Origin of the sequence: Arthrobacter sp. fls2-241-R2A-172 (assembly GCF_030208885.1) — a bacterium.
GTDB lineage: Bacteria > Actinomycetota > Actinomycetes > Actinomycetales > Micrococcaceae > Arthrobacter.
The window spans coordinates 496901-510691 of the sequence record NZ_JARVTB010000002.1 but is presented as its reverse complement, the minus strand read 5'-3'; the positions used below and the strand labels follow the sequence as shown (position 1 = coordinate 510691).

General features: G+C 63.9%; 11 protein-coding genes and 1 riboswitch. Of the genes, 10 read left to right on the top strand and 1 reads right to left on the bottom strand.

What is annotated here, in order from left to right; translation table 11 throughout:
- Position 1: 1 nt before the first annotated feature.
- Genes QRM57_RS05210 through ndk form a run of 3 tightly spaced genes read left to right on the top strand, consistent with a single transcriptional unit; the run spans position 2 to position 2278 of the window.
- Entirely contained in the window at positions 2–1363 is a 1362-nt protein-coding gene (locus QRM57_RS05210; protein WP_284985813.1) for a bifunctional folylpolyglutamate synthase/dihydrofolate synthase, read from the top strand.
- Positions 1364–1365: 2 nt separating this feature from the next.
- Complete coding sequence (locus QRM57_RS05205; RefSeq protein ID WP_284985812.1) at positions 1366–1818, top strand: DUF4233 domain-containing protein; 453 nt, start codon at positions 1366–1368, stop codon at positions 1816–1818.
- 40 nt (positions 1819–1858) lie between these two features.
- Positions 1859–2278, top strand: coding sequence for a nucleoside-diphosphate kinase (gene ndk / locus QRM57_RS05200; RefSeq protein WP_062069281.1), 420 nt, complete (start codon positions 1859–1861; stop codon positions 2276–2278).
- An 89-nt stretch (positions 2279–2367) separates the two neighbouring features.
- Here the strand turns inward: ndk and QRM57_RS05195 are convergent, their stop codons facing one another.
- The gene (locus tag QRM57_RS05195; protein WP_284985811.1) at positions 2368–3039 is read right to left on the bottom strand and encodes a vitamin K epoxide reductase family protein; all 672 of its coding nucleotides are present in this window, start codon (positions 3037–3039) and stop codon (positions 2368–2370) included.
- Positions 3040–3510: 471 nt separating this feature from the next.
- On the opposite strand from QRM57_RS05195, the gene QRM57_RS05190 reads away from it, so the two are divergent.
- The 7 genes from QRM57_RS05190 (at position 3511) to QRM57_RS05160 (ending at position 13715) form a co-directional block, all read left to right on the top strand.
- Positions 3511–6687, top strand: coding sequence for an Rne/Rng family ribonuclease (locus QRM57_RS05190; protein ID WP_284985810.1), 3177 nt, complete (start codon positions 3511–3513; stop codon positions 6685–6687).
- Between the two features lie 164 nt (positions 6688–6851).
- Positions 6852–6950, top strand: a riboswitch (TPP riboswitch).
- Positions 6941–8452 (top strand): bifunctional hydroxymethylpyrimidine kinase/phosphomethylpyrimidine kinase, encoded by a 1512-nt coding sequence (gene thiD, locus QRM57_RS05185; RefSeq protein ID WP_284985809.1) that lies wholly within the window; start codon positions 6941–6943, stop codon positions 8450–8452. (Overlaps the previous riboswitch by 10 nt.)
- A 375-nt stretch (positions 8453–8827) precedes the next feature.
- A complete protein-coding gene (rplU, locus tag QRM57_RS05180; protein WP_018777818.1) occupies positions 8828–9136 on the top strand; it encodes a 50S ribosomal protein L21 in 309 nt (102 codons plus the stop codon).
- A 62-nt stretch (positions 9137–9198) separates the two neighbouring features.
- Positions 9199–9462 (top strand): 50S ribosomal protein L27, encoded by a 264-nt coding sequence (rpmA, locus tag QRM57_RS05175; RefSeq protein ID WP_003803426.1) that lies wholly within the window; start codon positions 9199–9201, stop codon positions 9460–9462.
- A 134-nt stretch (positions 9463–9596) separates the two neighbouring features.
- The gene (obgE, locus tag QRM57_RS05170) at positions 9597–11183 is read left to right on the top strand and encodes a GTPase ObgE (protein WP_284985808.1); all 1587 of its coding nucleotides are present in this window, start codon (positions 9597–9599) and stop codon (positions 11181–11183) included.
- Positions 11173–12354 carry a glutamate 5-kinase gene (gene proB / locus QRM57_RS05165; RefSeq protein ID WP_257367939.1) on the top strand — a complete coding sequence of 394 codons (1182 nt, stop codon included), beginning with the start codon at positions 11173–11175 and terminating at the stop codon, positions 12352–12354. The genes obgE and proB overlap by 11 nt, the downstream gene beginning before the upstream one ends.
- Complete coding sequence (locus tag QRM57_RS05160) at positions 12351–13715, top strand: glutamate-5-semialdehyde dehydrogenase (RefSeq protein ID WP_284985807.1); 1365 nt, start codon at positions 12351–12353, stop codon at positions 13713–13715. Before proB ends, QRM57_RS05160 begins: the two co-directional genes overlap by 4 nt.
- Positions 13716–13791: the final 76 nt, after the last annotated feature.

Below are 13791 nucleotides of genomic sequence, written 5' to 3'. Positions count from 1 at the left end.
CATGACTGACGAATTCTCGGTGGAAAGCGTCTACGCGGAACTCCTTGGCCGGGCGCCGGAAAACAAGATGGAGCCACGCCTGGCGCCGCTGTTCCGTGCCATGGACGTGCTGGGGGAGCCGAACAAGGCCTTCCCGATCATCCACATCACGGGCACCAACGGCAAGACCTCCACTGCCCGCATGATCGAAGCCGGTCTGCGCGCCCACGGACTCAGCACGGGCCGCTACACCAGCCCGCACCTGTCAAAGGTCACTGAGCGCATCAGTATCGACGGTGAGCCTTTGCCGGACGCGACGTTCGTCCGCATCTGGGACGAAATCCGCCCGTACCTGGAAATCGTTGACAACGAGCTCGTCGCGGAGAACCAGCCACGGCTGACGTACTTCGAATGCCTGACCATCCTTGGCTTTGCGGTCTTCGCTGACCAGCCGGTAGACGTAGCAGTCATTGAAGTCGGCTTGGGAGGCATCACCGATGCCACCAACGTCGGAGACGGCCAGGTCTCGGTCATCACGCCGATCTCGCTGGACCATACGGACCTGCTGGGCGACACCACCGAGGACATTGCTTACGAGAAGGCCGGAATCATCAAGGCCGGCGGCTTCCTGGTGAGTGCGGCCCAGCCGGTGGATGCGGCCCAGGTCCTGCTGGAAAAGGCCCGCGAAGTGGACGTGCCCTTCCGCTTCGAAGGCGTTGAGTTCGGCGTTGAATCCCGCAGCGTGGCCGTGGGTGGCCAGGTCCTGACCATCCAGGGACTCGCCGGTCGCTACGAGGATCTTCTGCTGCCGTTGCACGGCGCCCACCAGGCCGAGAACGCCGCTGTTGCCGTGGCTGCCCTTGAGGCATTTTTCGGCGGGGGAGAGAAGGAGCTCGACGCCGAGGTGCTGAAGGAAGCATTCGGCACGGTGACGTCGCCCGGCCGCCTTGAGGTGGTGCGGACCGCTCCCACTGTGGTGGTGGACGCGGCCCACAATCCGGATGGAATCCGGGTCTCTGCCGAGGCCATCCAGGAGGCCTTCAGCTTCAGCAAGTTGGTGGTGGTAGTGGGCATCCTGCGGGAGAAGGATGCCGAGGAGATCCTGAAAACCCTCAAGGAGTCCCTGGGCGGACTCGCCGAGGAATTCTGCTTCACCCAGTCCAACTCGGCACGTGCCGTGCCTGCAGCGGAACTGGCCGAACTCGCCGTCGACCTCGGTTTTGGTGAGGACAACGTACATATCGCGGAGAAGCTCGACGACGCCCTCGAATGGGCTGTGGAGCGTGCTGAATCCAACGACGACCTCGCCGGTGGCGTCCTGGTGACCGGATCGATCACCGTAGTTGCAGAGGCCCGAATCCTGCTCGGAAAGGCAGGTGCCTGAGCGTGGCCAAGATGACGAAGGCCCAGCGCGAATGGCGGCCGGGCATGCCGAAGAAACGTCGGTCCACCAAGGTGATGTTCGCGTCCACGGTGCTTCTGCTGGAGGCCTTCGTGGCGTTCTTCGGGACCCTGGCTGTCTTCGGGCTGAAGCGGGGTGAAGTGGACCCCGGGATTATCCTGGGCGTGGGCATCGCCTTGAGCGTTGTGCTGGTCCTGACGTGCGCAGTGTTGTCCAAACCGTGGGGCATCGCAGTTGGCTGGGCTTTGCAACTGGTCCTGATCCTGACGGGCTTTGCCGAGCCCACCATGTTCATTGTCGGCATCCTCTTCGCCATCTGCTGGTGGTATGGGATCAGGGCAGGGATGCGCATCGACCGCGAAGTGGCGCAACGGGACCGTGAGCAGGCTGAATGGGACGCGACCCACGGTGACGAAGCAGGCACCCAAACCCCGTAAACTGGCATGAAAACCACTGACCAACCACATTGGAGCAACTGTGAGCATTGAACGGACCCTCGTCCTGGTCAAGCCCGACGGCGTCGCCCGTAACCTGGGCGGAACCATCCTCGCCCGGATCGAAGCCAAGGGCTACACCCTGGCGGAGCTGAAGAAGGTCAACGCGACCCGCGAGCTGCTGGAACAGCACTACGAGGAACACGTCGGCAAGCCGTTCTATGAGCCCCTGGTCGAGTTCATGCTGAGCGGACCGGTCATCGCTGCGGTCTTCGAGGGCCACCGTGTGATCGAAGGCTTCCGGTCGCTGGCAGGAACTACGGACCCCACCACTGCGGCACCGGGCACCATCCGTGGCGACTTCGGCCGCGACTGGGGCCTGGCGGTCCAACAGAACCTGGTCCACGGTTCGGATTCCGTTGATTCCGCTGAGCGCGAGATCAAGATCTGGTTCGAGGGCTAAGAACGCCCCACCGAGATGACGGAAAAGGCCAATGTTCGACTCGAACATTGGCCTTTTCCATCATCTGGCGGGAGTTTGCGCGTGTTTCCCTAGTAGCCGGACGTCCCGGCGAACACGTGAAGGAATGCGAAGAAAATCGTGGCGGCGACGGCGACGTAGAGCAGTGCCACAATGATCCAGCCGGAATCACCCAGCAGTTTAGCCAGTGCCGGCGGTGCTTTGATGACCCCGGTGGAGATGTTCCGAATCGTCACCCAGACGAACAAAGGAATCATGACGGCCCAGACCACCATGCAGAACGGGCACAGGACGTTGATGACGTAGAGGGCCTGGGACCACAGCCAGACAACGAAGGCGAAGCCCAGGGTGACTCCGGTTTGCAGCCCCAACCAGTACCAGCGGGAGAACTTTGCGCCGGCAAGGAGGCCCATGGCGGTGGTGATGATGACGGCGAACGCGACAATCCCGATGAACATGTTCGGGAAGCCAAACACCGAGCTTTGGGGAGTTTCCATGACCTTGCCGCAGGAAATCCAGGGATTTACATCGCAGACGGTGACGTGGTTGGGGTCTTTCAGTACTTCCAGCTTTTCCAGGACCAGCGCGCCGGAGGCAAGCCAGCCGATGACGCCGGTGATCAGCAGGAGCCACGCAAAGGGCTTGTCCCGCACGGTCTTGGGCAGTGCAGCGTGCACGGTGGACTGTTCTTCCACCGGCGTGGAGGCATTCTTGGCCAGGTTTCCCCTGGCGGTGCTCGGCATCGCGGATCTGATCCTTTTCGATATGTGGCCCGGCGGGGCGGGAAGGGCTCTTGGGAGGATTGTAGCGCCGCAGGCTGGGGGAGGCCCCCAGCCTGTAGCGGGAGTGCGGCGACACAGGCGGTTACCCCGCGAAGGTGCAGGGGTGTGAGAGAATGAACATGGCCGGTTTTCGACCCACATTCGGAATCCGGTCCGGTGACTTGTTCCCAAGACCGCCAGTATGAGCTGGGCATGCCCCGGATCCCGTGATCCTCGGTAGGCCCGCCATGACAATGGACGGCACCTGGTTGTGGCAGCAGAACAACGGGTTTCAGGACAGGGCCACCGGCCTTCCAGGGCTGCCGCACCCCAATGATGGTGCGAACCGGAAGGCAAACTACCGACTTCTGTCAACGCCTGCGGGTTTTGACAATATTTGCCCCACCGGGCGCCGGATGTGGCGGCGTCGCTGGGGCAGGAGTGTTGCCACATATGGATAAAGACCAGGTTGTAGCCGTTAATGACGAGGCAGCTTCCGCGGAAACAGCGGAAGTGCCGAAGAAGACCACCCGGACCCGCCGCAAGGCCGCGCCCAAGGAAAATCCCGCGGTTGAGTCGCCCACCCCTGAAGTGCCTGCAGCTGTCGAGGGGACCGATACCCCGGAAGCGGCCGCCCCGCCGGTACGCAGGACCCGGTCCCGCAAGAAGGTTGAACCCGCGGAGCCGCTCCCCGGCTTGGGCGAGGAAGCCGCTGGCGCCCCCGAGGTCGCCGCAGTCGAGAGCCAGCCCGAAGCTGCCGCCGAGCCCGCCCCCGAAAAGCCGGTCCGCCGTCGTCGTACGGCAAAGCCGAAGGCTGAAGCAGCAGAGGCGCCGGCCGCTGAAGAAACCACGACGCCGGAGCCCGGCTCCCAGCCCGTCGAACCTGTTGCTGAGGCAGTCGCCGCAACACCGGCTGCTGCTGATGCGCCGGTTCCTGCGGACGAAGAGGCTCCCGTTGAGGAGACCCCGGCCGCGTCCACGTCCCTTTTCCTTGAGCCCGTGTCCATCACGTCCATGATTTTCCAGGCTCCGGACCTCACCACCGTCCCGCGCGTTGCGGCCGTGGAAGAGAAGGCCGCGGAAGCCGAAGAAGAGGCCGAGTCCAGCGCGGACAACGAGCTCGATGACGCCGGCAGCCGCCGTCGTCGCCGGAGCCGTGGCCGCCGCGGCAGGCGTGGAACCGAACGCGAAGAGAACGAAACCGAGGGCCCCAGCGAGTCCGAGGACGACGAAGCCCCGGCAGCGGAAGCTCTTGAAGAAGGCGTGACGTCGCGTCGTCGCCGTCGCCGCCGCCGCGGCGACCAGGATCTTGAACTGACCGGTGGCACGGATGACGACCCGCCCAACACGGTGACCCGTGTCCGCGCCCCCAGGCCCATCACCGAAACGGCTCCGTCCAACCGTGTCGCCAGCGTCAAGGGCTCCACGCGGCTTGAGGCCAAGAAGCAGCGCCGCAGGGAGTCCCGCGAAACCGGCCGCCGCCGCCAGGTCATCACCGAAGCCGAGTTCCTTGCGCGCCGCGAGTCGGTAGACCGCCAAATGATCGTCCGCCAGCGCGATGACAGAATCCAGATAGGCGTCCTTGAGGACGGCGTCCTGGCCGAGCACTTCGTGTCCAAGACACAACAGGACTCGCTGATCGGCAATGTGTACCTCGGCAAGGTCCAGAACGTACTGCCTTCCATGGAAGCCGCGTTCGTGGACATCGGCCGTGGCCGTAACGCCGTGCTGTACGCCGGCGAAGTCAATTGGGATGCTGTCAACCTTGAAGGCCAGCCGCGCCGGATCGAGAACGCCCTGAAGTCAGGCGATTCTGTCCTGGTGCAGGTCACGAAGGACCCCGTGGGTCACAAGGGTGCCCGGCTGACCAGCCAAATTTCGCTGCCGGGCCGCTACCTGGTGTACGTACCGGGCGGCTCAATGACCGGTATCTCCCGCAAGTTGCCGGACGTCGAACGCAACCGCCTCAAGCGCATCCTTAAGGACCGCTTGCCGGAAAACGCCGGCGTCATTGTCCGCACCGCAGCTGAAGGTGCCTCGGAAGAAGAGCTGACGCACGACATCAACCGCCTGCGCGCTCAGTGGGAGGGCATTGAGGGGCAAGCCTCCTCAACCAAGGTCCTTGCACCGGAATTGCTGTACGGCGAACCCGACCTGACCATCAAGGTAGTGCGCGACGTCTTCAACGAAGACTTCTCCAAGCTGATCGTCTCCGGCGACGACGCATGGGACACCATCGAGGCCTACGTGACCTACGTTGCCCCTGACCTGGTGGGCCGCCTCGAGAAGTGGACCAAGGACCAGGACATCTTCGCTGCCTGGCGCATCGACGAGCAGATCCACAAGGCCCTGGAACGCAAGGTCTTCCTGCCCTCGGGTGGTTCGTTGGTCATTGACCGCACCGAAGCCATGACCGTGGTGGACGTCAACACCGGAAAGTTCACCGGCAGCGGCGGCAACCTCGAAGAGACTGTCACCAAGAACAACCTCGAAGCTGCCGAGGAAGTAGTCCGCCAGCTGCGCCTGCGCGATATCGGCGGCATCATTGTCATCGACTTCATCGACATGGTCCTGGAATCCAACCGCGATCTTGTGCTGCGCCGCATGGTTGAGTGCCTTGGCCGCGACCGTACCAAGCACCAGGTCGCTGAAGTCACGTCGTTGGGCCTGGTGCAAATGACGCGTAAGCGCATGGGCACCGGCCTCCTCGAGGTCTTCGGCGAGCAGTGCGAGCACTGCGCCGGCCGTGGCGTCGTGACACACGATGAGCCGGTGGAACACCGCCGTGCCAACGTTGTGGCCGCTGAGCACCACCGCCCGCACACAGAGACACAGCAGCAGCAACCGGCGGCCCGTACGGAACGGAAGCGCCGCCGAGGCAAGGGTGGGGGACAGGCTGTTTCCGAAGCCCCCGCTCCGGTTCAGTCTGCGCCGGCCGCGCCCGCGGCCTCGCCAACGCACCATGAACCGCAGGACCCTGCGCGCCAGGCAAAGGCCGAGGCAACCCGCGCTGCGTTGGCTACCATTGCGGCTGCAGCGCACGCTGCCCACCTGCACGACGACGAGGTTCACCGTGCAGAGGAACTGGCGCGGTCAACGCATCAGACGGCTGCCGACGAACCCGTAGCTCATGGCAACGACGAAGAATCAACGGCCCACGAGGCAGCAGTCCGGGAAGCACGCTCCACCCCGGTCCTGCGTTTCGGTGGCGAAGAAGTCGCTTTGCCGTTCGTTGAACACCAGGACGAACCACAGGCGGCCAAACCGGCAATGAGCCTGGATCTGCTGGCGGAGGCATTCTCCCACCTGGGAGCGGCGCCGGAGGCGGAAGCGGAACCAGCTGCCGTCCGCGAAGCTTTTGGTGCCCCGAAGGTGGCAGCCCCGGCTCGGGCCGCTGAGCAGGATCGGGAAGCCGCTTCGACGTCCGGGAGTCGCCGGGGTCGCCGTAACCGCAGCGCAAGCAGGGCCCAAGGTGCGGCCAACGAAACCAGCGTTGAACACCATGAAGTGACTGCGTCGGCGCCACAAGGTTCGTCCCACGAGGCTAAGGCCCCTGTGGAACCAGCCAAAAAGGCACCCGCAGACGAGCCCATCATCCTGGGAGTCGGCGTGCCGGCTTCCGAGCTCTGATCCGCTCACGGCTTATCGGACCCCGTAGCAACTGCCCCGGCAGTCGCTACGGGGTCTTTTGCGCGTCCAGGACGTCCATGGCCAGACCTGGGGACGTCAATGGGTCATATCCGGGCCCCTACGCAGCGCTGTTCCCGGGCCGGGCTGCTTCCCGGTTAGGCTGGGGGACAGACACGGGGTGCCTGGCGTTGGGCCGGGCTGAGATCCAGACCCGTTGAACCTGTCCGGTTAGCACCGGCGAAGGGATGTCCACATGACTGCAGCATATTCTCCTGTCTACCCGGTTGCTTCGGGCAGGCCAACACCGCGGGTGCTGAGTATCGCCGGCTCCGACCCTTCCGGTGGGGCAGGGATCCAGGCGGACTTGAAGAGCATCGCGGCCCACGGTGGTTACGGCATGGCTGCAATCACCGCCCTCACAGCCCAGAACACCGTGGGCGTCAGCGCCGTCCACGTGCCCCCCGTCGAATTTCTGCGCCAACAACTGGACGCCATCAGCAACGACATTGAGATTGACGCCGTCAAAATCGGCATGCTCGGCGACGCAGAGGTCATCGACGAAGTCCGCAGCTGGCTCGAAAAGGTGCGTCCCGCCGTCGTGGTCCTGGACCCGGTGATGGTGGCAACCAGCGGAGACAGGCTCCTGCGCGAGTCCGCTGAGAAGGCGTTGCGTTCGCTTTTGCCCCTGGCAGACCTCCTGACCCCGAACCTTCCCGAGCTGGCGGTGCTCCTGGGTGAAACGGAGGCGACGGACTGGGCTTCGGCGCTGGACCAGGGTAAGCGGTTGGCCGCTGAGTACGGGAACACGGTCCTTGTGAAGGGCGGCCACTTGGCGGGAACGGCGTGTCCTGATGCTTTGGTGAATACGAGCGGGTTGCTGCGGCAGGACGTGGTCGAGGTCGACGGGCCCCGCATCGATACCCGGAACAGCCACGGCACAGGGTGTTCGTTGTCGTCCGCCCTGGCCACGGTGCAGGTTAGCACGGGGGACTGGGAAGCTTCACTGCGGGAGGTGAAGCCTTGGTTGCTTGAGGCTTTGAGGCAGTCCGGGGCGTTGGAAGTAGGACGAGGAAGCGGGCCGATCCACCACTTCCACCACCAGCGGAGTCTGAGGCCCGGCGAGTTCGCAGCGACTTTGTGGGAACTCGCACGCGCGGAGCTCGAGGCGATCCATCGGCTTGGCTTCATCGATGGCCTTCAGAAGGGCAGCCTGCCGGAATCCGCGTTCGGCTATTACCTGGCCCAGGACGCGATCTACCTCAACGGCTACTCCCGGGTCCTGGCCCGGGCCAGCGCCCTGGCTCCTACTGAAGACGAGCAGATGTTCTGGGCCAAGGGCTCCCGGCAGTGCCTGGAGGTCGAGTCGGAATTGCACAGGAACTGGCTCAGCAGCCGCGACGTGTCCGGGACAACGGGTCCCGTGACCAAGTCCTATGTGGACCATTTGCTGGCCTGTTCGGCATCGGGAAGCTACGCGGTGCTGCTGGCGGCGATTCTTCCCTGCTACTGGTTGTACGCGGAAGTGGGCCAGAAACTCCACCACGCCTACGTGGAAGCAGGTTCCCCTGTGGACCACGCATACGCGGAGTGGTTGAAGACGTACGCCGACGAAGACTTCGCCGAGGCAACCAGGACTGCGATCAAGCTCACGGACGCGGCGGCCCTTGCGGCCTCGCCGGCGGATCGCGAGGCCATGATGGAAGCCTTCACCCAGTCCTGCCGCTACGAAACTGCCTTCTTCGACGCGCCACGGGTTTTCTCATGACCTCTCGGGTCGGGCGTCCGGGCGGGTAATTTGCGAGGCTCGCCGCGCGTCGCAGGGCAAATCGCGTTAATCGTGCCCAAACCCTGTAGGCTGTATGGGCACGGTGCCGGGAGAGTCCGTTACAACTGGTGACGCGAGTCACGTGGTAGCCTCCGGACCCGGCCTCATTTGCAGCTGAAGGTCAAACTAGCGTAATCTTGATCTTCGGTGCTTACGCCAACACTTGGGTTATGCCCCTTGGAATTGTTCATGGGATGACTCGCGGACTTCGTTCAGAAGTCCACGGCGTTGAGGCACAGCGCGAACCAAGCCTGATTCCGGTTCAGGTTCCGCACGCAAATTTAGTTATAAACGTCGAGAGAAGTGAGTACCCAAGTGGTGTACGCGATTGTCCGCGCAGGCGGCCGCCAAGAAAAAGTTTCCGTTGGAGACTACGTAACGCTTAACCGCGTCCCCGGTGGAGCCGGTAGCACGCTTGAGCTGCCCGCCTTGCTCCTGGTTGACGGCGACAAGGTCACCTCCGCAGCTGCGGAACTGGCCAACGTCAAGGTTACGGCTGAGATCCTCGAAGACCTCCGTGGTCCGAAGATCGTCATCCAGAAGTTCAAGAACAAGACCGGCTACCGGAAGCGTCAGGGTCACCGTCAGGAACTGACCAAGATCAAGATCACCAGCATCGCGTAACTTTCGTTACACGCTGTTCAGGTTTTTCAGTTTCCCCAGAAATTTAGAGGCAGGCATTTCACATGGCACACAAAAAAGGCGCGAGTTCCACTCGCAACGGTCGTGACTCCAACGCTCAGTACCTGGGCGTAAAGCGCTTCGGTGGTCAGGTAGTTTCCGCAGGCGAGATCATCGTTCGCCAGCGTGGAACCCACTTCCACCCCGGTGCAGGCGTCGGCCGCGGTGGCGACGACACCCTGTTCGCTCTCCAGGCCGGTGCGGTTGAGTTTGGTACTCGCCGCGGCCGTCGCGTAGTGAACATCGTTGCTGCTGCAGCTGCAGAGTAAAAACAAGTTCTGAACCGGTGGAGCGGGCCAAACGGCCCGCTCCACCGTTCTTTTAACCGCATTACAATCGACTGGGGCGCTTGGGCGCACTGGTTTTGCAACAACGCTGTACAACAGCAACTGAGGAGATCCACGTGGCGAGCTTTGTAGACCGGGTAGTCCTGCACGTATCCGGCGGAACCGGCGGCCACGGCTGTGTCTCTGTTAAGCGGGAGAAGTTCAAGCCGCTCGGCGGGCCCGACGGCGGCAACGGCGGCAATGGTGGCGACGTCATCCTTCGGGTGTCGGCCCAGACCACCACCCTGCTCGACTACCACCACGCACCCCACCGCCACGCCACCAACGGTGGTCCGGGCATGGGTGACTGGCGCGGTGGCAAGAACGGCGAAACCCTGATCCTTCCGGTACCGGATGGCACTGTGGTCAAGACCAAGGACGGCGAAGTCCTGGCTGACCTCGTGGGCGAAGGTACTGAGTACATCGCTGCCGCCGGCGGCCAGGGTGGCCTCGGCAACGCGTCGCTTTCCTCGCAGAAACGCCGGGCTCCCGGCTTTGCCCTCCTGGGCATCGAGGGCGAATCCAGCGATATTGTTCTGGAACTGAAGTCCATTGCCGACATCGCCCTGGTTGGCTTCCCGTCGGCCGGCAAGTCCAGCCTCATCGCAGCCATGTCCGCTGCCCGGCCCAAGATTGCCGATTACCCCTTCACCACCCTCATCCCCAACCTTGGCGTGGTCCAGGCCGGCGATGTCCGCTTCACCATTGCCGATGTTCCGGGCCTGATCGAGGGAGCAAGCGACGGCAAGGGACTCGGACACAACTTCCTGCGCCACGTAGAGCGTTGCGCCGCCTTGGTGCACGTCCTTGACTGCGGAACCCTGGAATCCGATCGGGATCCTTTGTCCGACCTGTCGATTATCGAGGCCGAACTCGACAAGTACGCAGTGGACATGAGCTACGCCGGTGTGGACGGTGAGGTGGTGCCGCTGAACGAACGCCCCAAGCTGGTTGTCCTCAACAAGGTGGATCTTCCGGACGGCAAGGACATGGCCGAGTTCGTTCGCCCGGACCTCGAAGCCCGCGGATACCGCGTGTTCGAAGTCTCGGCCACGAGCCACGAAGGCTTGCGCCAACTGGGCTTCGCCATGGCAGAGATCGTCAAGGCCGCGCGTGATGCGGTAGCGACTGCGCCCCCCAAGGTGGCACCTCCGGTCCTTCGTCCGCGCGCGGTCAACGAGTCCGGCTTCAAGATCCGCCGCGAAGAAAAGAACCTCGAGCCGCTGTTCCGTGTCCTGGGCGAGAAGCCCGTTCGCTGGGTCAAGCAGACCGACTTCACCAACGAGGAAGCCATTGGATACCTTGCCGACCGGCTGGCGAAGCTCGGCGTCGAAACCGAACTGTTCAAGGTCGGTGCCAAGCCGGGCGACACCGTGGTCATCGGCGAAGATGACGGCGTTGTCTTCGACTGGGAGCCGACCATGATGGCCGGCGCCGAGCTCCTGGCAACTCCGCGCGGCACGGACATCCGCGTTGCCGACATCGGGGACCGGCCCACGCGTTCGCAGAAGCGCGAAGAACAGGTTGAACGCCGCGAAGCCAAGGCTGCTGCGCGTGCCGAGCTTGAAGCTGAGCGCAAGGCGGGCATCTGGACCGAGTCCGTCAGCGGCCGGCGCGCCCAGGCCGTGAAGGAAAGCAACCTGGACGCCGGTGATGACGACTAGGACCGTCGACGCACCGAACTCCGCCGAGGGCCTCGAACGCAACGCACTGGCCACCGCCAAGCGGATTGTCGTCAAAGTGGGTTCCTCGTCGCTGACGAGTATCAAGGGCGGTATTTCCGAGAAGTCCCTTGCGGGGCTGGTTGACGCCCTGGCCCACCAGCGCAATGCGGGCACCGAAATCATCTTGGTCTCCTCTGGTGCCATCGCCGCTGGCCTGGCTCCGTTGGGCCTTGCCAAGCGCCCGAAGGACCTGGCCACGCAGCAGGCAGCAGCCAGCGTCGGGCAAGGACTCCTGATGGCCCGCTACACGCAGGCATTCAGCGCGCATGGGATCACTGTCAGCCAGGTCCTGTTGACGGCCGACGACCTCATGCGCCGCACGCAGCACACCAATGCGTTCCGTGCTTTGGATCGGCTGCTGAACCTCGGCGTGGTACCGGTCGTGAACGAAAACGACACTGTTGCTACCCACGAAATCCGTTTCGGCGACAACGACCGGCTGGCTGCCTTGGTGGCCCACCTGGTCCGCGCCGACGCGCTCGTGCTGCTGTCCGACGTCGACGCCCTCTACGACGGTCCGCCGTCCCAGGGTGCGCAGCGGATTCCGCTGGTCCGCGGTCCGCAGGACCTTGAAGACGTCACCATTGGCAAGGCGGGCAAAGCCGGTGTGGGAACGGGCGGAATGATGACCAAAGTGGAGGCTGCCTCCATCGCCGCCGGTTCCGGTATTCATGCACTGGTCACCTCTACCGCCAACGCCGCGGCTGCCCTGGCCGGCGAGGACGTGGGGACGTGGTTTGCCGTGAACGGAAACCGCAAGCCGGTCCGCCTGTTGTGGCTGGCCCACCTGGCGACCGTTCAGGGCCGCTTGATGCTCGACGACGGCGCCGTGAAAGCCGTGCGCGACCGGCACAGGTCGCTCCTGCCCGCGGGGATATCGGATATCAGCGGCGACTTCGAAGCTGGTGACCCCGTCGAGATGGTGGGCCATGATGGAACCGTGGTGGCGCGCGGCCTGGTGAACTACTCCTCGGAGGAACTGCCGCGGATGCTGGGACGGACCACGCAGGAACTCGGCCAAGCCATGGGCCGTGGTTATGACCGCGAAGTTGTTCATGTTGACGATCTGGTGCTCCTGGGGGCGCCGCGCTCATCTAAACTTGGAGCATGACTGAAGCGCTGACTCCCGACGCCCCTGTGATCTCCGACGTTTCCGGTGCTACCGGCCAGACGCCGGAGAACCCTGTGGCAGGCGGCGCTCCACTGTCGCCCGAGGATGTCCAGGCTGCGGTACACGCAATCGCCGACCGGTCCCGGAAGGCTGCCCGCCGCATGGGCCAGGCGAACCGTGCCTGGAAGGACCGCGGCCTGCGTGCGATCGGCGCAGCCCTGCTGGAAAACCGTAAGCATGTGCTGGAAGCCAATGCCAAAGATGTGGCGGTGGGCCGTGCCAACGGTACCTCCGCGGCGCTCTTGGACAGGCTCACGCTGACGCCCGCCCGCATCGACGGCTTGGTCTCCGCCCTGGAAAACCTTGCGGGGCTGCCCGATCCTGTGGGCAACGTGGTCCGTGGCCAAACGCTTCCCAACGGGCTGCGGTTGCGTCAGGTCAATGTGCCCATGGGTGTTGTGGCCGCCATTTACGAAGCCCGTCCCAACGTCACCGTGGATATCGCGGGACTCGCCCTCAAGAGCGGCAACGCCGTGATTCTTCGCGGTGGGTCCGCCGCCGCGCACACCAATGGTGCGCTGGTGCAGATCCTGCGCGAAGCGCTGGACTCCGTGGGCCTCCCGGCGGATGCGGTGCAAAGCGTCGACCAATACGGCCGCGAAGGCGCCAACGTCCTGATGCGCGCCCGCGGACGGGTGGATGTCCTCATTCCCCGCGGCGGACGCGAGCTCATCCAGACTGTGGTGACCAACTCCTCCGTGCCCGTCATTGAGACCGGGGAGGGGAACGTCCACATCTTCATCGACGAGTCCGCCGGCGAAGAGATGGCCGTGGACATCCTCCTGAACGCAAAGACGCAGCGGCCCAGTGTCTGCAACACCGTTGAGACGCTCCTGGTCCACTCCGGTTCCACCGTTCTTCCTGCCGTGGCCAAAGCACTCCGCGAGGCAGGTGTGACCCTCCACGTGGATGATCGGATTGCGGCTGCCCTGGGTGCCGGTGTGGAGACCGTCCCGGCCGACGACGAGGATTGGGCCACTGAATACATGGACCTGGATCTCGCCGTTGCCATGGTGGACAACCTGGACGACGCCGTAAACCACATCCGCAAGTGGAGCACCGGGCACACCGAAGCCATCCTCACCAACAACCTGGCAAATGCGGAGAAATTCATCGCAGACATCGATTCGGCCGCTGTGATCGTCAACGCCTCCACGCGTTTCACCGACGGCGGTGAGCTGGGGCTCGGCGCGGAGGTTGGGATTTCCACGCAGAAGCTCCACGCGCGCGGACCCATGGGCCTCACGGAACTCACCACCACCAAGTGGATCGTCCAGGGCGAAGGCCAAATCCGCAGCTAGCAACGCGGTAACATAGAACAGAAGTCCGGAACGGCGGGGAGTCCCGCCGTCGAAATCCTTTGAGAACCAACTAGGG

Bases quoted from the DNA above. Each gene is read 5' to 3' on its own strand.
- QRM57_RS05190 (WP_284985810.1), top strand. From the start codon at position 3,511: ATGGATAAAGACCAGGTTGTAGCCGTTAATGACGAGGCAGCTTCCGCG.
- QRM57_RS05210 (WP_284985813.1), top strand. From the start codon at position 2: ATGACTGACGAATTCTCGGTGGAAAGCGTCTACGCGGAACTCCTTGGC.
- thiD (WP_284985809.1), top strand. From the start codon at position 6,941: ATGACTGCAGCATATTCTCCTGTCTACCCGGTTGCTTCGGGCAGGCCA.
- QRM57_RS05160 (WP_284985807.1), top strand. From the start codon at position 12,351: ATGACTGAAGCGCTGACTCCCGACGCCCCTGTGATCTCCGACGTTTCC.
- QRM57_RS05195 (WP_284985811.1), bottom strand. From the start codon at position 3,039: ATGCCGAGCACCGCCAGGGGAAACCTGGCCAAGAATGCCTCCACGCCG.
- rpmA (WP_003803426.1), top strand. From the start codon at position 9,199: ATGGCACACAAAAAAGGCGCGAGTTCCACTCGCAACGGTCGTGACTCC.
- proB (WP_257367939.1), top strand. From the start codon at position 11,173: ATGACGACTAGGACCGTCGACGCACCGAACTCCGCCGAGGGCCTCGAA.